Genomic DNA, 17,176 nt, shown 5'->3' with positions numbered 1-17,176 from the left:
CAAGGTAGACAGGGCACTTAAGTTTGAGTGCACTGTTTTGCATTTTATTCGATTTCTTATTCAATTCATCCGCCGCGCCGGTCAATGCATTCATCATCTTCTGGAGCTTTTGAATTTTTTCACCTTGCCGATTATGCGCATCCAGAGCGTCGTTAAACTTACCAGAAATATAATTGAGATCATTAATTAGCGCGGACAATGTGGATTGTGTCTGCTTGATGACTTCATTAAGCATAAGCTCCCGGCGCTTGGATTTATCCAGTTCATTAGCCCCCGTAAGATGACGAATCCCTTTATAGGCACCCACACCTATTAACACCGCAACACCAATACCCGTTGCCATACTTGAAAAGCCCAGCACGCCGCCAAGTCCAAGCGTTGCGAGGCCAGACGTGATGCCCGCAGCGGACATACCGATGACAGAGCCAGAAAGATAGACAGCAGCGAGCGGCACACCTACCGCACCGGCTTTTGCCGTAAGTTCTTTCATGCTGCGTTTCAGCGCATCATCGGAAAAATCTTCTCGTAACATCTTAAAGTCTTGCTGAATAGCCATCACCGCAAGTTCTATTTCTTCGTCAGTTACGCCAAGCAGGGGTTGCACCTGCTGAAGAAATGGAAAGTTTTTATATTCACCATCATTAACACTCATGAAAATGCTAATCAGGTCTTTAACAAGAGAGATTTTTATTGACTTGTTATGGCCAGGCACGCATTCCCGGTCAATAATCGCTATTAACTCTTCGACCGACATTAGACTGGATTCTGCACCGATGTAACTACGCCAGCGTAAATCGGGATTCGGTCGTTAACTCAAGTCGAGTCATCAACAAGAGAATTTCGGCAAACTCTTTTTTATCAACCTGACCGTCATCGGAGAACGCCATGTTAACAATGATTTTGACGTAAGCCACTTTAAGAGCTTCTGACATTTCAGCAAGGGTGATGAGCTGATCTTCTTCTTTGAACTCATCAAAGTCACTGATGGTATGCTCAAGAATGTCGCTCAGCCTCTTATAGTTGCACTCCATCAAACTTTTGAGTGGTTTTACTTCGCCATTTTTTAGTTTGAGGGAGACAAATTCTGTTCGCTTTTCCTTGCCTTTATCATTTACTGTGACATCTTCTATATATTCTACGGTTTCAATATTGTTGTAGTAGACGTCATAAGGACTTTCAAACGCTTCTTTTATAACCAGTTTTTCACCGGTAAAAACGATGCCATCTTTTGCACTACCAAATACCGTATTGTCATAAATAGCCAGCACAGCATTCAGGTTATCAGAGACATTGAATGCTTTAGCGACGTTATTCAGTTTTTTTTCAGGGATACCTGGAGCAACAAAAACGTTCTTACTTACTGAAGGTAAATTTTCCTTAAGGAAGGAATTGACGTTATTCACAACTTTCTCCTTATTCGTTGCAACGGATCGACGAATAATCGACCCCGGATTCTTACAAATTGTGATTATATCCACCTAGAGTGTCACATTTTGTCATTAGCTCATAGGTATATGAGTAAAAATACAAAGAGGAGTATGCCATCCGGACAAGTAAATCATTCACGAAATAGTCAAAGGTATACGGTGCTGTTCTGCCGTTTGAGTGGCATAAACTGATAACATGTTTTAACTCAATAGCTTAAACGAAAGCTGATGTCATCATCACGATGATGCAACGTGCCGCATTTGCGCATTCTACGGGCGTATTTAAGTAACATATTGAACATGGAGGGAACAGAGATGCTGGTTAATTCCATTCACCAAAACTCTGACCTCCCCAAAGCTTCCACAATCGCCCCCTCCATTTTCTCTGGGGTGGTCATCGGAGCAAAACGCTTCAGTGGTTTGCCGTCGCGGCCAATCAGAAACTTAGTAAAGTTCCACTTGATCCGCTCCCCCAGCACGCCGGGCAATTCGTTTTTCAGGTAACGAAACAGCGGGTGCGCCACATTGCCGTTGACCTCAACCTTCTCAAACATCGGGAAGCTCACGCCGTAGTTGATGTAACAGGTCTTCGAGATTTCGTCGGCGCCGCCGGGTTCCTGTTTGCCGAACTGGTTGCATGGGAAGCCCAGCACCACTAATCCTCGATCGGCGTATTGCTTGTATAGCGCTTCAAGGCCAGCATATTGCGGCGTGAAGCCGCACTGGCTGGCGGTATTGACGACCAAAACCACCTTTCCCGCATAGTCGGCCATTGAGATAAGGCGGCCATCCAGGCGGGTGGCGGAAATTTGATAAAAGCGAGTCATACTGAAATCCCTCAAGGCTGGCCGAAAAGTCACGGTGACCATCAACAGGGCCGCCGCCGTTTAGAAAGTTTACATTCAGGCAGGCTATTTGTGATACATTCCTGGCGCGTCAATGACCACCACACTCGCTATCAGGTATGCAGAACATAACAAAAAAAACTCGCTGGCTTCTGCTTACTCTCCCACTCCTCAGCGGTTGTGGCACGCTCTCGCAAATGTCCTCCCCGGAAGGTACTCAGGAACTTCTCACCCATGATTCGCTGGATGGCGACGTGGACAGCGTGGTGCGTCACTATATGGCGCAAAAATCCGTTCCCGGGATGACGGTCGCGGTGATCCATAATCACGGCTCGCCGCAGTTTTACACCTGGGGCGTAACCGATGCGGTCAATCGTTATCCGGTCAGGCCCGACACCCTGTTTGCGCTCGGCTCGCTCAGCAAAGGGATCACGGCGGAAGTGGTGGCGTGCCTGGTGAATGAAGGGCAACTGAACTGGAACGATAGCCTGGCAACATTGCTTCCGCCGGCTACGCCGCTTAGCGCGGATGCACAAAAAATCACCTTGCTTGAACTGGTAACCCACACCTCCGGCCTGCCGCGTCAGAATATGGATGTTCCGATGCTTGGGAAATTCATCGGCTATTTAAGCACGGGCGATAATTTCTACGGCGAGCTGGATAGCGATAACGTGCTGCGCTACCTCGCCGACTGGCGGGCGCCAGAGAATAAAGTGCCGCAATACTCCAATACCGGTTACGCCCTGATCGGCTATATCCTGAAGCACAAAACCGGCGAAGATATCCAGAGTTTAGCCTCGCGCTATATTTTCCGTCCGCTGCACATGGCTAACAGCAGCTTTATACCCCTGCAGCTCAAAGGCTACCCGCAGCGGGCGCTCGGCCACGCGGGCGATCAGCCGAAATTTATCCCGCGCGGGCAGCTCACCCCGGACTGGCATTTTTCCAACAACATGGTGGCGGCAGCGAGCTTATACAGTAACGCCGAAGATCTGGCGACCTATGCTCGCTATCACGTATCGACGACGCACAATCCCTTGCTGGACAGCGTCTTTGCCGAAGTGAGAAACACCGATATTCAACGCCCCGACGGAGTACAGGGTATTGCCTGGACCACCGACTTTATCGGTCTGGAAAAAATCACCTATCAGGTCGGCTATATCGGCGGCTACTCCAGCTTTATCGGTTATGACAAAGAAAAAGGCAATGCGGTGGTGGTGCTGCAAAATACCTTTAACTGGAGTAATTACATTGGCATCGCGCTGTTGATGGATATGGCGAAAAAAGACGGCCAGAGCCCTACACCGCCGACTTCGGCCTTAAGTTCTCATCAAACGTCAGTCGTTTCCGGTCAGGCTCAGCCTCGCGCAGCGGCTCCACCTGGTGCATAGTGAGCTTGCAGCGTTCCACCAAAACCTGATACTCCCGCGTACCCTGCTGCTTCCATGCCAGCTCCTGCTCGCTCAACTCGCGAATCGCTTTGGCCGGGCTGCCGATAATCAAATGGTTGGCGGGCATCTCCGCTTTCGCCTTCACGAACGCCGCCGCGCCGACGATGCTGTTTTCACCGATGACCGCCCCGTCCATCACCACCGCGTTCATGCCCACCAGCGCATTGCGGCGGATCACGCAGCCGTGCAGAATGGCGCTGTGGCCAATATGCCCGTCCTCTTCCACCACCGTGTCCTGCTCCGGGAAGCCGTGCATCACACAGTTATCCTGAATGTTGGCACCGTCTTTCACCACGATGCGGCCAAAATCACCGCGCAGGCTGGCGTTAGGACCGACGTAAACGCCTTTACCCAGAATCACGTCCCCGATCAGCACCGCCGTCGGATGAACGTAGCTCTCGTCAGGCACGACCGGCGTCAGACCGTCAATTTGATAAACTGGCATCTTCGCTCCTTATGCGCTTGTAAGACCACCAAAGCGTTGATAGTAAAGCGTGCCGGGCACGGGCAGTTCACCCACGGAGGTTTCGCCCTTCTCGCTGACAAACGCCAGCGCCCCCGGCGCGACACGCTGATAGATATTTATGCAGAGCTGTCGGGCGCTTTGCCCCGCCCAGTGCGCGGGCAGCAACTCTTCCGGCAGCAGCGGGTCTTTCAGCACCACGCGACGATAAAAATGAATCAGCAGCAGCTGGATCTGGAAACAGCGTTCCGGCGTCAATTCCTCCGGCGTGGCCTCTTTCAGCAGCGGCAGCAGCGGCCGGAACGAGTTGATAAAGGACTCGTACATCGCGTTTTGTTCGGTTAACTGCCAGCACTCCTCCACCCGCGAACGCAGCGCGGCGCGGGAGAGCGCCAGCGGCGAGTGGGCTTCAAAAAAAATCACGTTTTCCGCCACGCCGGCATCGTGAAGCAGAGACTGCACGTCCGCCAGATGCTGCGACGGCGAGGCCATCAGGCTCGGTGCCAGCGTGCCAAACCCCTGCCAGATCAGCTGTTTTTTGACGTCTGCAAGGGTGTTTTTGTCCAGCCCCTCGGAGAGCAGCAGCAGCCATTTGCCGTCCCAGGCGGGCAGTTCCGCACGGTAGATCTTATTTTCCGCGCGACGCGTCAGGCGTAGCCCCTTATCGCTCAGGCGGTAAAAGCTGCGACGCCCGATGCGGGAAACGTCCAGCCAGCCCTCTTTGTTAAGGCGAAACAGCGCGGTACGCACGAAGCGCTCGCCAAACCCCATCCCTTCCAGTAAGGCGGCCAGGCTGCCGAGCCAAATCTCACCGCCGCGATGGGAAAGCGCGTCACCGTATAGCGAGGAGATAAGCGAGGTCCCGCTGACGGGAACGGAGCTGACCGCGTGCTGGATAAAGGCGTCGAGTTTCATGTGATTCATTCTGTTGTAATTTTTGTCCTGGATGAATCATAGCATAGGATTATGGGGGTGTACCCTCACCCTAACCCTCTCCCTTTGGGAGAGGTCCGGGGTGAGGGAAAACTTAGCCGTTGGCCGCCGCTTTACGCAAGTCAAACACCCGGCAGGCCTTGCCCTCCGAGCGCGGGATGCTGCCGCAGTTAACAATCATGACGTCAGTGGAGATTCCCACCATTGACTTAATGCGGTGGCGCAGCTGGTGGCATACCTGGCAACGCTGCTCGTGCGTCAGCGTGAGGCTACTCTCTTTCAGCTCCACCTTCACGGAAAGTGAATCAAGATGCCCGCGACGGTTCACCTCCAGCTGGTAGTGCGGAGAAAGGTGCTCGAACTTCACGATCTCCTCTTCCAACTGCGACGGGAAGACGTTGACGCCGCGGATGATCAGCATATCGTCACTGCGGCCGCTGATCCGGTCCATGCGGCGCATGGTGCGGGCAGTACCCGGCAGCAAACGGGTCAGGTCGCGGGTGCGGTAGCGGATCACCGGCAGCGCCTCTTTGGTCAGCGTGGTGAACAGCAGTTCGCCCTGCTGGCCGTCGTCAAGCGGCGTGCCGTCGTTCGGGTTGACGATCTCCGGGTAGAAGTGATCTTCCCAGATGGTCGGGCCGTCGACGGTTTCGATACACTCCATCGCCACGCCCGGGCCCATCACCTCGGAGAGGCCATAAATGTCCAGCGCCGTAATGCCTAAGCGTTTTTCAATTTCGCGCCGCATGGCCTGCGTCCACGGCTCGGCGCCGAAGACGCCCACGCGCAGGGAACAGCCGCTGGCATCGCCGCCCATCTGGCGCTCCAGCTCCTCAATCAGGTTGAGGCAGTAGGACGGCGTCAACATGATCATGTCCGGCTGGAAATCACGGATCAGCTGCGCCTGTTTCTCCGTCTGGCCGCCGGACATTGGGATCACCGTCGCGCCTAAACGCTCTGCGCCATAGTGCGCACCCAGCCCGCCGGTAAACAGGCCGTAGCCATACGCCACGTGAATTTTGTCCTTCGCGCTGCCGCCCGCAGCGCGCAGGGAGCGGGCCACCAGGTTGGCCCAGTTGTCGATGTCGCCCTGCGTGTAGCCGACAACGGTCGGTTTCCCGGTGGTGCCGGATGACGCGTGAATGCGCACCACCTGCTCCATCGGCACGGCAAAGGTATCGAACGGATAGTTATCCCGCAGGTCCTGCTTGGTGGTGCACGGGAATTTACGGATATCCGCCAGCTCGTTGAAATCGTCAGGGTGAACGCCCGCGGCGTCAAACTTGCGTTTGTACATCGGCACGTTGTTATAGGCGTGATGCAGCGTCCATTTCAGACGCGCGGTCTGCAGCGCCTGTAACTCGTCAAGGGAGGCCGTTTCAATCGGATCAAGCTTTGTTGTATTTGTCATTGTAGGGTACTCACATTGTTTTTATGCTCAAACACGCTCAAGGATCATGGCAATGCCCTGACCCACACCGATGCACATCGTACACAGCGCATAGCGCCCGCCGCGTCGGTGCAGTTCATTGCTCGCGGCCAGCGCCAGCCTGGCGCCGCTCATGCCCAGCGGGTGGCCCAGCGCGATCGCGCCACCGTTCGGGTTGACGTGCGCGGCATCATCCGGCAGGCCCAGCTGACGCAGCACGCCCAGCGCCTGCGAGGCGAACGCTTCGTTAAGCTCGACAACGTCCATATCGTTAATGCTGAGTCCGGCGCGCTCCAGCACCTTGCGGGTCGCCGGGACCGGGCCAAGCCCCATCAGACGTGGCTCCACGCCTGCCGTCGCCATCGCCACAATCCGCGTACGCGGGACTAACCCCTGCGCCTGCGCCATCTTCTCGCTGGCGACGATCAGCGCCGCAGCGCCGTCGTTGACGCCGGAGGCATTCCCCGCCGTGACCACCCCGTTCTTACGAAACGGCGTTTTTAGCCCGGCGAGCTGTTCGAGCGTGGTGTCCGCGCGCGGATGTTCATCCACGCTGAACTCCGTAATCACCCCTTTTTTGCCCGGCACCTGCACCGGCACGATCTCCTGCGCCAGAATGCCGTTCTGCTGCGCCTGAGCGGTACGCTGCTGGCTGCGCAGAGCGAATGCGTCCTGATCGGCACGGCTGATATTTAACAATTCAGCTACATTCTCTGCCGTTTCCGGCATGCTGTCAGTTCCGAATTGCTGATGCATGAGCGGATTCACAAATCGCCAGCCGATGGTGGTATCAAAGATCTCCGCCTGACGCTGAAACGCGGCGGTGGCTTTGCCCATCACAAACGGCGCGCGCGACATCGACTCCACGCCGCCCGCGATCAGCAGCTCGCCATCGCCCGCCTTAATGGCGCGCGCCGCAAAACCAATCGCGTCCAGCCCCGAGCCGCACAGGCGGTTAAGGGTGGTTCCGGACACCGTCTGCGGCAGCCCGGCCAGCAGGGACGACATGCGCGCTACGTTGCGGTTATCTTCCCCCGCCTGGTTGGCGCAGCCGAAGATCACGTCGTCGATCCGCTCAAGGTCGAGCTGGGGGTAGCGGGCCAGCAGCGCGCGCAGCGGCACGGCGCCGAGATCGTCGGTTCGGACTGCGGAAAGCGCGCCGCCGTAGCGTCCCACCGGGGTTCGAACACCATCACAAATAAATGCGTCACGCATCTGCCTCTCCTGTCACGCTGCCGCCGATGCGGTGAGATTTCCCGCGAAAAAGGGCGACGGTTTTCTGTTGTTGGTTCTGGATTTCAATGTCATACACGCCGGTCAGCTTGCCCTGATGCATCAAGCGCGCGGTGGCGGTGAGCGTGTCCCCGGCAAAGCCCGGACGCAGAAAATCAATCGAGCAGCCTGAGGCTACCGCCGCCAGCCCCTGGCTGTTGCAGGCGTAGGCAAAGGCGGTGTCTGCCAGCGAAAAAAGCTGTCCGCCATGGCAGGTTTGGTGGCCGTTGAGCATCTGCGCGGTGATGGTCATGGACACCACCGCGTAGCCCTCGTCCATCTCGACAATGTCCATCCCCATCGCCTGCGCGCAGGCGTCCCGTTCGTACATCGCGCGGGCGTTATGCCAGGCGTTATGACTCATAGCTACTCTCCAGAAGCGCGCGCTGGCGCAGCAGTGAACAGGGGCGATAGCGCTCTTCGCCGTAATGGCGCTGCAGGTTCTCCAGCAGCGTCAGTAGGCGCTGCCAGCCCAGCCGCTCGCCCCAGGCGATCGGCCCGCTTGGGTAGTTCACGCCCAGGCGCATGGCGGTATCGATATCCTTCTCGCTGGCGACCCCTTTTTGCAGGGCATCCAGCGCCTCGTTGGCAATCATCGCCAGCGTGCGCCAGACCAGCAGGCCGGGATAATCGGCAATTTGCACTACCCGATGCCCCTGCTGCTGCAGGTAGCGGATGACCTTTTGCGTCGCGGTGTGCGTGTTGCTGGCGGCCGCCGCAATCACCGCCACGTCGCGCTCAATGCGGTCCACCACCACCACCGGGCCGTTGAGCCGCAGCGCCAGCGCCTGCGCGGTCTCACCCTGCGTTTCAATCAGGTACACATCATCAATTTCTGTGACACCGTCACGTCTTCTTTCCACGCGCATCGGGCTGTAGCTGTCTTCCACCGACTCAACCCACTGCACGTCTGGTTTGTCACCCTGCCAGTCGTAGACGCCCTTCCCGCTCTTTTTGCCCAGCCTTCCCGCCAGCACCAGCTCCTGCTGCACCAGCGAAGGCAGAAAACGACGCTCCTGCCAGAAGGCGTTAAATACCGAGCAGGTCACCGCGAAATTCACGTCCTGCCCAATCATGTCGGTCAGCTCCAGCGGCCCCATCGGGAAACCGCCACCGTCGCGCAGGGCGGCGTCGATAACTTCCGGCGGGGCGACCTGTTCTTCCAGCGCGCGCCAGGCTTCGGAATAAAACGGACGCGCGACGCGGTTGACGATAAATCCCGGCGTTGACTGGCAGCGCACGGGCTGTTTGCCCCAGTTCAGCGCCAGCTCGCACAGCGCGTCGGCCACTTCCGGAGAGGTCGCCAGCCCGCTGACCACCTCCACCAGCTTCATCACCGGCGCCGGGTTAAAGAAATGCAGCCCTGCGACGCGCTCCGGGTGGTGGATGTCCGCGGCAATCGCCGTGACGGAGATGGATGAGGTATTGCTGGTCAGCACCGTCTGCGGCGGACAGATCTCTGCCAGCTGTGCAAACAGCGCCTTCTTCACCTCCAGACGTTCTGAGGCCGCTTCAATGACCAGATCGGCCGCGGCGAGCGCCTCGATATCGGTGACCGGAACCAGCCGGCCGAGGATCTGGCTCCCGGCATCGGCGGAGAGTTTTCCGCGCGTCACCCGGGAGGCCAGACGCTGGCGGATCCCGTCGATGGCGCGCGATATCGCATCGCTGGCGATATCGTAGATCAGCACCTGATGACCATGGCTGGCGGCGACTTCGGCAATACCGGCGCCCATCGTGCCGCTGCCGATCACGGCGACAGTCCGTATGTTCAGCATCTTATTTCCCCGTAAAGTTCGGCGCGCGCTTCGCCAGGAAGGCGCTGACGCCCTCGCGGTAATCGTCGCTGCGCCCGGCCAGGCGCTGGTAGTCGCGCTCCAGATCGAGCTGGGCGTCCAGGGTGTTGGTTTCTGCGGCATTGATCGCCTTCTTGATCAGCCCCAGCCCGAAGGTCGGTTGAGACGCAAAGTGCAGCGCCATCTGCTGCGCGGTAGTGGAGAGCTGTTCGTCATCCACTACCTGCCAGATCATCCCCCAGGCCTGAGCCTGTTCGGCGCTGAGCTTATCGCCGAGCAGCGCCAGCCCCATGGCGCGGGCGCGTCCGGCCACGCGCGGCAGCAGCCAGGTCCCGCCGCAGTCCGGTACCAGGCCGAGCTTGCTGAAGGCCATCACGAAGCTGGCGGAACGGGCGGCAATGACCATATCGCAGCCGAGCGCCAGCGTGGCCCCCGCGCCGGCCGCTACGCCGTTAACCGCGCAAATCACCGGCTTCGGCAGCTTTGCCAGGCGGCGCACCAGCGGGTTATAGAAGGTTTCAACGGACTTCCCCAGATCCGGCGCCGGGCCGTTGGGGTCGACGTTGCGGTCGTTCAGATCCTGACCGGCGCAAAATCCGCGTCCCGCCCCGGTGATCAGCAGGCAGCGAACGGTGTCATCCCGTTCGGCCTGTTTCAGGCACTCGGCAAGCTGCTTGTGCATCACGTCGTTAAAGCTGTTCAGACGCTCCGGACGGTTCAGCGTAATGGTCATTACGCCCTGCTCAACATGACTGAGAATAAATTCCACAATTAGCGTCCTTTAAAGTCGGGGGTGCGTTTTTGTAAGAAGGCGTCGATGCCCTCCCGGCGATCCTCTGTGGCAGAAAGCAGCGTAAACAGCTGGCGCTCCTGGGCGAGTCCGGCCTGGAGCGGCACCTCCTGAGACTGACGCAGCGCCTGTTTCGCCGCCTGCAGCGCCAGCGGAGAGTGGCGCGCCATCAGCGCCGCCTGCTTCAGGGCATACTCCAGCGTCAGCGCTGGCGGGAAAACGTCGCTTACCAGCCCGGCGCTCAGCGCCTGCGCGGCGGAAATGCTCTCGCCGGTCAGCACCATTTTGCTGGCCAGCGATTTCCCGACGCTGCGGATAAGGCGCTGGGTGCCGCCCGCGCCGGGCATAATGCCCAGCGTAATTTCCGGCAGGCCAAAGCGGGCGTTGTCACCGGCAATCACCACGTCGCACAGCAGCGCCAGCTCGCAGCCTGCGCCCAGCGCGAAGCCGTTCACGGCGGCAATCAGCGGTTTAGGAAACGCGTTAATCCGCGCCCACAGCCGCGGGCGAATATCGTTCAGGGTGGCAGGCAGGTCTTTCTCCGCCATTTCACTGAGATCGGCCCCGGCGGCAAAGCAGCGCTCGCTGCCGTAAATCACGCAGACGGCGATGTCGGCATCCACGGCGGCGGCCTCAAGCTGCTCGGCAATCTGGGTTAACAGCGCATTGTTGAGGGCGTTGCGCGCCGCCGGACGGTTCAGCGTCAGCTGCAGCACGCGGCCATGACGGGTAACAATCAGTTCGCTCATGCCATCCCCTTCGCGTCGAAGTCGACGATCACGTCGGCGGTTAACGGCAGCGACTGGCAGCTCAGCACGTATCCGGCGGCCAGCTCGTCCGGCTCCAGGCTGTAGTTCGTCGCCATGTCCACCTTCCCGCGCAGCACTTTGCATTTACAGGTGGCGCACACGCCGCCCTTGCAGGCATACGGAAGATCCGCCCCCTGACGCAGGGCGGCATCCAGGATGCTTTCGTCGTCCGCCGTCAGGGTGATTTCGCGGTCGCGCCCGTCCTGACGCACGGTCACTTTCTGTCCTTCCGCCTGGACGTGCACCGCGCGTTTAGCGGTGTTCCCCGGGGTGTTAAAGCGCTCAAGGTGAATGGATTTGTCCGGCATCCCCAGCGCCTTCAGCGTCGCTTCGGCGTCGTCCATCATCGCCGACGGGCCGCAGATAAACGCCTCGTCGTACTGGCGGAAGTTGATCAGGGTTTTCGCCAGCGCCTGCAGCTTTTCTCCGTCGATGCGGCCATAAAGCAGATCGCTGTCCAGCCGCTCCTGGCTGAAGATGGAGACCAGCTGCAGCCGCTGCGGATATTTGTCCTTCAGGTCCGCCAGCGCCTGGCGGAACATCATGCTCTGGCTGCTGCGGTTGCCGTAAATTAGGGTGAAATGGCTGTTGGGTTCGGTCGCCAGCGTCGCGGAGATAATCGCCAGCATCGGGGTGATCCCGGAGCCTGCCGCAATCGCCAGATAGTGCCCCTCGCGTTCGGCCCGCGGCTGGTAGCCAAACTGACCCTGAGGCACCATCACCTCCAGAGCCATGCCCGCTTTGATCTCATCCCGCGCATAGCGGGAAAAGCGCCCTCCGTCGATGGCTTTGACCGCCACGCTGATTTCGCCCGGGGCGATACTCCGGCAGATGGAGTAGCAGCGGCGCAGCTCGTCCCCGTCGAGCTTCGTTTTTAACGTCAGGTGCTGGCCGGGGCGGAAGCGGTAGGCGTCCTGCAAATCGTTTGGCACGGCGAAGGTAATCGTCACCGCGTCGCGGGTTTCGGGTTCCACTTTTGCCACTGTTAATGAATGAAACGTTGTCATGGCAGCCTCAAATACATTTGAAATAGTCGAAGGGCTCGCGGCAGGTGTTGCAGCGGTAGAGCGCTTTGCAGGCCGTCGAGCCAAATTCACTGATAAGCGAGGTGTCGGTGCTGGCGCAGCGCGGGCAGCTCACCTCCACAGGCGCGTGCGCGTGGCAGCTATGCCCCACGGGCGGGCTGATGCCGTACGCCCGCAGACGCTCGCGCGCGTCGGCGGTCATCCAGTCGGTGGTCCAGGCGGGCTCAAGCTGGAGCACAATGTGCACCGGGGTGAAGCCGTGGGCTGTCATCGCGTCGCGGATCGCCCCCAGCAGGTGTTCCGTTGCCGGGCAGCCCGAGTAGGTTGGCGTGAAGCCAATGACCCAGCCTTCCCCCTGCGCCTTCACGCTGCGCACCATGCCTAAATCGGTGATGGTTAATACCGGCACTTCCGGATCGGGGATCTGGCTTAGCAGCGACCAGATCTGCGGGATTTGCGCGGGCGCGATGTCGACGAGGCGTTGCATAGCGTTCTCCTTTACCACTGCTGACCGGGATACGCGCGCTGGAGATACTGCATTTCCGCCAGCATCGGGCCCAGATGTTCGGTATGCAGCCCCCTCTTGCCCCCGGTGCGGTACGCCACCTCTGCGGGCACCTGCAGGCAGGCTTCGTTCAGACCGGCAAACACTTCGCTTTCCCACGGCTGGCGCAGGAGGCGCGGGTCAACCGCCACGCCGGACTCAATCAGTTCCCGTTCGACGTCATCGGCTTCAAACAGCTCCGCCGTAAAACGCCACAGGTTGTCGATAGCCTCCTGCATTTTTTGCGCGGACGTTTCGGTCCCGTCGCCCAGACGCACCAGCCAGCCGCGGCTGAAGCGCAGGTGGTAGCGCGCCTCTTTAATCGCTTTGGCGGCGATGGCGGCAAGCTGGCCGTCGCGGCTTTGGGTCAGGCGTTCGTACAGCGCCACGTTCCAGGCATCCATCAGGTACTGGCGGGCAAGGGTGTCGGCGAAGCTGCCGTTCGGCTGCTCCACCAGCAGGACGTTGCGGAACTGGCGCTCGTCGCGGCCAAACGCCAGCGTGTCCTCATCGCCCTGGCCTTCCCGCTCCGCGGCATAGGTCAGGAAATTGCGCGCCTGGCCCAGCAGGTCGAGACCGATATTGGCGAGCGCGAGGTCAATTTCCAGCTCCGGCGCGTAGCCGCACCAGGCGCCGAGACGCTGGGAAAGCACCAGACCGTTGTCGCCCAGACGCAGGGCATAGGCAGTCACTGAATTCATTCGTTGCCTCACATATGCTCGATGCCGTCGGGGATGGTGTAGAACGTCGGATGGCGGTAAACCTTGCTTTCCGCCGGGTCGAAGAACTCACCGCTCTCCTCCGGCTGGGAGGCGACAATCTCGCTCGCCTTAACCACCCAGATAGAACACCCTTCGCTGCGTCGGGTGTAGGCGTCGCGCGCATTTTCCAGCGCCATGCGATCGTCGGCGGCATGCAGACTGCCCACGTGACGGTGGGATAACCCCTGTTTGCTGCGTACGAACACTTCATAGAGCGGCCAGTAGACGTTGCTCATCGTGATTCCTCTTAAGCCACTTTGCGGGCGTGTTGTTTTTCCGCGTGCGCCAGTGCGGCTTCGCGCACCCACGCCCCCTCTTCCCAGGCTTTACGTTTGGCGGCCAGGCGCTCGTGGTTGCAGATGCCGCGCCCGCTAATGACCTCGTCAAACTCATGCCAGTCGATCTCGCCGAAGCGATAATGACCGCTCTCTTCATCAAATCGCAGGTCGGGATCCGGCACCGTCATGCCCAGCATCTCCACCTGCGGCACCGTGTTGTCGACAAAGCGCTGGCGAAGTTCGTCGTTGCCGAAGCGTTTGATTTTCCACGCCAGGCTCCGGGCGCTGTTCGGCGAGTTATCGTCGTTAGGCCCGAACATCATCAGCGCCGGCCACCAGAAGCGGTTGATGGCGTCCTGCAGCATCTGACGCTGGGCCTCACTGCCCTGCGCCAGCGCCATGCAGGCCTCAAAGCCCTGACGCTGGTGAAAGCTCTCTTCTTTACAGATTTTCACCATCGCGCGGGCATACGGACCGTAGGAGGTCCGGCACAGCGCCACCTGGTTGACGATAGCGGCGCCGTCCACCAGCCAGCCAATCACGCCGATATCGGCCCAGCTCAGGGTCGGATAGTTGAAGATGGAGGAGTATTTCATCCTGCCGTCTAGCATCTTCTGGTAGATGTCCTCCCGCGCGCAGCCCAGCGTTTCCGCCGCGCTGTAGAGGTAAAGCCCGTGTCCGGCTTCGTCCTGCACCTTCGCCAGCAGGATCGCTTTTCGGCGCAGCGTCGGCGCGCGGGCGATCCAGTTCCCCTCCGGCAGCATGCCGACAATTTCGGAGTGCGCATGCTGACCAATCTGGCGGATCAACGTCTTACGGTAGGCGTCAGGCATCCAGTCCTGAGGCTCAATCGCCGTCTCCTGCGCTATGCGCTGCTCAAACCGTTGTTCTTGCGTCACGTCATCACCTTTATGATTCGTTAGTTTGCAAATTAAGGCGTAATGTTGAATCACTTTGTTTTTTAAAAGTTACACACAGGTTAAATATAACCCCAAGAATTGTTTCCTGGTTTTGTGATGCCGCTCGCAAGGCTTTTGCGTCAGGCCTTTCAGAAAGCGCCTTTACGCGATGAGATTCATCCAGCCAGATCACAACGTTAACAATTCATTAAAAACTCAGCTTGATTTTTATGATTCACGATCAAACTATTAATGAGTAAATCACGTAACATTTGGAGATAAGCGATGCAGCAGTTAGCCAGCTTCTTATCCGGCACCTGGCAGTCTGGCCGGGGCCGCGAGCGCACTATTCATCACGCCATCAGTGGCGAAGCCCTGTGGAGCGTGACCAGCGAAGGGCTGGACATGGCGGCCGCCCGTCGCTATGCGATTGAGCGCGGCGGGGAAGCGCTTCACGAGATGACCTTTATCGAACGTGCTGCCATGCTGAAGGCGGTGGCAAAGCACCTGCTCAGCGAGAAAGAGACGTTTTATGCCCTGTCCGCCCAGACCGGGGCGACGAAGGCGGACAGCTGGGTGGATATTGAAGGGGGGATCGGCACCCTCTTCACTTACGCCAGCCTGGGCAGCCGCGAGCTGCCGGATGACACCCTGTGGCCGGAAGACGAGTTAATCCCGCTGTCGAAAGAAGGCGGCTTTGCCGCGCGCCACGTCCTGACCTCAAAATCCGGCGTGGCGGTGCACATCAACGCCTTTAACTTCCCCTGCTGGGGGATGCTGGAAAAGCTGGCGCCGACCTGGCTTGCCGGCATGCCCGCCATCATCAAACCCGCTACCGCTACCGCGCAGGTGACGCAGGCGATGGTGAAATCCATCGTCGACAGCGGGCTGGTGCCGGACGGTGCCATCAGCCTGATCTGCGGCGGCGCGGGGGATCTGCTCGACCAGCTCGACAGCCAGGACGTCGTGACCTTTACCGGCTCCGCCAGCACCGGGCAAAGCCTGCGCGTGCACCCGAATATCGTGGCGAATTCGATTCCGTTCACCATGGAGGCCGACTCCCTGAACTGCTGCGTGCTGGGGGAAGACGTTACGCCAGACCAGCCGGAGTTTGCCCTGTTCGTCCGGGAAGTGGTCCGCGAGATGACCGCCAAAGCCGGGCAAAAATGTACGGCCATTCGCCGGATTATCGTCCCGCAAAACCAGATTGACGCCGTGAGCCAGGCGCTGATTGCCCGCCTGGAAAAGGTGGTGATGGGCGACCCGGCGCAGGAAGGGGTGAAGATGGGTGCGCTGGTCAACGCCGAACAGCGCGCGGACGTGCAGGAGAAAGTGGAGCAGCTGATCGCCGCTGGCTGCCAGATCCGTCTGGGCGGCAAAGCGGATTTGCAGGCCGCGGGGGCGTTCTTCCCACCGACCCTGCTGTACTGCCCGCAGCCGGACGAAACCCCAGTGGTGCACTCAACCGAAGCTTTCGGCCCGGTTGCGACGCTGATGCCGTATCGCAACGCGCGCCACGCGATGCAGCTTGCCCGCGCGGGCGGCGGCAGCCTGGCCGGTACGCTGGTCACCGCCGATTCGGCGATTGCCCGCCAGTTTATTGCCGGCGCGGCGCGCGCCCACGGGCGTATTCAGATCCTTAACGAGGAATCATCAAAAGAGTCTACCGGCCACGGCTCCCCGCTGCCGCAGCTGGTACACGGCGGCCCGGGCCGCGCGGGCGGCGGCGAAGAGCTGGGCGGCCTGCGTGCGGTGAAGCACTACCTGCAGCGCACCGCGATCCAGGGCAGCCCGACGATGCTGGCGGCCATTGGCAAGCAGTGGGTGCGTGGCGCAGCGGTGCAGGAAGACCGCGTGCATCCGTTCCGCAAATACTTTGAGGAGCTGCAGCCGGGCGACAGCCTGCTGACGCCGCGCCGCACCCTGACGGAAGCGGACATTGTGAACTTTGCCTGCCTGAGCGGGGACCACTTCTACGCCCATATGGACAAGATCGGCGCGGCAGAGTCGATCTTTGGCGAGCGCGTGGTGCACGGCTACTTCCTGATCTCCGCCGCGGCGGGACTGTTTGTTGACGCGGGCGTCGGGCCGGTTATTGCCAACTACGGTATGGAAAACCTGCGCTTTATCGAGCCGGTTAAACCGGGAGATACCATCCAGGTGCGCCTGACCTGCAAGCGCAAAACGCTGAAGAAACAGCGTACCGCCGAGGAAAAACCGACCGGCGTGGTGGAATGGGCGGTTGAGATCTTCAACCAGCACCAGCAGGCCGTGGCGCTCTACTCCATCCTGACGTTGGTGGCGCGCCAGCAGGGGGATATTTTATCTTGAGCCTTAACTCTTAATCCGCTGATATGTTGCGTTAAGAGAAAACATAGACTGGATGGCATTGGGAGACCAAACCATCCAGCCAGCCTGGTCTGAATAAGTTACAACCAGAAACAGTAATCGAAT

The 17,176-nt window shown here is 59.3% G+C and carries 18 protein-coding genes; 2 read left to right on the top strand and 16 right to left on the bottom strand.

Annotated features, from left to right (window positions below; all coding sequences use genetic code 11):
• From LA04_RS23120 to LA04_RS09740, 3 genes are all read right to left on the bottom strand, one after another.
• The coding region (locus tag LA04_RS23120; RefSeq protein WP_200882524.1) for a hypothetical protein at positions 1 to 754 on the bottom strand (754 nt) is incomplete at its 3' end.
• Positions 755 to 779: 25 nt separating this feature from the next.
• Positions 780 to 1,403: a hypothetical protein gene (locus tag LA04_RS23115; protein WP_052119541.1), complete on the bottom strand. Its 624-nt coding sequence runs from the start codon at positions 1,401 to 1,403 to the stop codon at positions 780 to 782.
• Between the two features lie 356 nt (positions 1,404 to 1,759).
• Positions 1,760 to 2,254: a glutathione peroxidase gene (locus LA04_RS09740; protein WP_047651388.1), complete on the bottom strand. Its 495-nt coding sequence runs from the start codon at positions 2,252 to 2,254 to the stop codon at positions 1,760 to 1,762.
• A gap of 137 nt (positions 2,255 to 2,391) precedes the next feature.
• Here LA04_RS09740 and LA04_RS09735 point away from each other — a divergent pair, with 137 nt between their 5' ends.
• Positions 2,392 to 3,663, top strand: coding sequence for a serine hydrolase domain-containing protein (locus tag LA04_RS09735; RefSeq protein WP_047651387.1), 1,272 nt, complete (start codon positions 2,392 to 2,394; stop codon positions 3,661 to 3,663).
• Here LA04_RS09735 and paaY read toward each other — a convergent pair.
• From paaY to paaA, 13 genes are all read right to left on the bottom strand, one after another.
• Positions 3,572 to 4,168, bottom strand: coding sequence for a phenylacetic acid degradation protein PaaY (gene paaY / locus LA04_RS09730; protein WP_023619119.1), 597 nt, complete (start codon positions 4,166 to 4,168; stop codon positions 3,572 to 3,574). The two genes, LA04_RS09735 and paaY, sit on opposite strands and share 92 nt — an antisense overlap.
• 9 nt (positions 4,169 to 4,177) lie before the next feature.
• Positions 4,178 to 5,110: a phenylacetic acid degradation operon negative regulatory protein PaaX gene (paaX, locus tag LA04_RS09725; protein WP_047651386.1), complete on the bottom strand. Its 933-nt coding sequence runs from the start codon at positions 5,108 to 5,110 to the stop codon at positions 4,178 to 4,180.
• A gap of 103 nt (positions 5,111 to 5,213) precedes the next feature.
• Complete coding sequence (gene paaK, locus LA04_RS09720) at positions 5,214 to 6,530, bottom strand: phenylacetate--CoA ligase PaaK (protein WP_047651385.1); 1,317 nt, start codon at positions 6,528 to 6,530, stop codon at positions 5,214 to 5,216.
• A gap of 27 nt (positions 6,531 to 6,557) precedes the next feature.
• The gene (gene pcaF / locus LA04_RS09715; protein ID WP_047651384.1) at positions 6,558 to 7,763 is read right to left on the bottom strand and encodes a 3-oxoadipyl-CoA thiolase; all 1,206 of its coding nucleotides are present in this window, start codon (positions 7,761 to 7,763) and stop codon (positions 6,558 to 6,560) included.
• Positions 7,756 to 8,184: a hydroxyphenylacetyl-CoA thioesterase PaaI gene (paaI, locus tag LA04_RS09710; RefSeq protein ID WP_047651383.1), complete on the bottom strand. Its 429-nt coding sequence runs from the start codon at positions 8,182 to 8,184 to the stop codon at positions 7,756 to 7,758. Before paaI ends, pcaF begins: the two co-directional genes overlap by 8 nt.
• Entirely contained in the window at positions 8,174 to 9,598 is a 1,425-nt protein-coding gene (gene paaH, locus LA04_RS09705; protein ID WP_047651382.1) for a 3-hydroxyacyl-CoA dehydrogenase PaaH, read from the bottom strand. The genes paaI and paaH overlap by 11 nt, the downstream gene beginning before the upstream one ends.
• A 1-nt stretch (position 9,599) precedes the next feature.
• Positions 9,600 to 10,388 (bottom strand): 2-(1,2-epoxy-1,2-dihydrophenyl)acetyl-CoA isomerase PaaG, encoded by a 789-nt coding sequence (paaG, locus tag LA04_RS09700; RefSeq protein ID WP_152594365.1) that lies wholly within the window; start codon positions 10,386 to 10,388, stop codon positions 9,600 to 9,602.
• Positions 10,388 to 11,155 (bottom strand): 2,3-dehydroadipyl-CoA hydratase PaaF, encoded by a 768-nt coding sequence (gene paaF / locus LA04_RS09695; protein WP_047651380.1) that lies wholly within the window; start codon positions 11,153 to 11,155, stop codon positions 10,388 to 10,390. Before paaF ends, paaG begins: the two co-directional genes overlap by 1 nt.
• Positions 11,152 to 12,222 carry a 1,2-phenylacetyl-CoA epoxidase subunit PaaE gene (gene paaE / locus LA04_RS09690; protein WP_047651379.1) on the bottom strand — a complete coding sequence of 357 codons (1,071 nt, stop codon included), beginning with the start codon at positions 12,220 to 12,222 and terminating at the stop codon, positions 11,152 to 11,154. Before paaE ends, paaF begins: the two co-directional genes overlap by 4 nt.
• 7 nt (positions 12,223 to 12,229) lie before the next feature.
• Positions 12,230 to 12,727, bottom strand: coding sequence for a 1,2-phenylacetyl-CoA epoxidase subunit PaaD (gene paaD, locus LA04_RS09685; protein WP_047651378.1), 498 nt, complete (start codon positions 12,725 to 12,727; stop codon positions 12,230 to 12,232).
• Positions 12,728 to 12,738: 11 nt separating this feature from the next.
• A complete protein-coding gene (paaC, locus tag LA04_RS09680) occupies positions 12,739 to 13,485 on the bottom strand; it encodes a 1,2-phenylacetyl-CoA epoxidase subunit PaaC (RefSeq protein ID WP_047651377.1) in 747 nt (248 codons plus the stop codon).
• 8 nt (positions 13,486 to 13,493) lie between these two features.
• Positions 13,494 to 13,781 carry a 1,2-phenylacetyl-CoA epoxidase subunit PaaB gene (paaB, locus tag LA04_RS09675; protein WP_003857353.1) on the bottom strand — a complete coding sequence of 96 codons (288 nt, stop codon included), beginning with the start codon at positions 13,779 to 13,781 and terminating at the stop codon, positions 13,494 to 13,496.
• Between the two features lie 11 nt (positions 13,782 to 13,792).
• Complete coding sequence (paaA, locus tag LA04_RS09670; protein ID WP_047651376.1) at positions 13,793 to 14,722, bottom strand: 1,2-phenylacetyl-CoA epoxidase subunit PaaA; 930 nt, start codon at positions 14,720 to 14,722, stop codon at positions 13,793 to 13,795.
• Positions 14,723 to 15,007: 285 nt separating this feature from the next.
• On the opposite strand from paaA, the gene paaZ reads away from it, so the two are divergent.
• Positions 15,008 to 17,053: a phenylacetic acid degradation bifunctional protein PaaZ gene (gene paaZ / locus LA04_RS09665; RefSeq protein ID WP_047651375.1), complete on the top strand. Its 2,046-nt coding sequence runs from the start codon at positions 15,008 to 15,010 to the stop codon at positions 17,051 to 17,053.
• Positions 17,054 to 17,176: the final 123 nt, after the last annotated feature.

The sequence above is a fragment of the Enterobacter sp. UCD-UG_FMILLET genome, from assembly GCF_000762975.1.
GTDB classification, from domain to species: domain Bacteria; phylum Pseudomonadota; class Gammaproteobacteria; order Enterobacterales; family Enterobacteriaceae; genus Enterobacter; species Enterobacter dykesii.
Note: the sequence above shows the minus strand (reverse complement) of the source record. Positions and strands in the feature narration are given on the sequence as shown.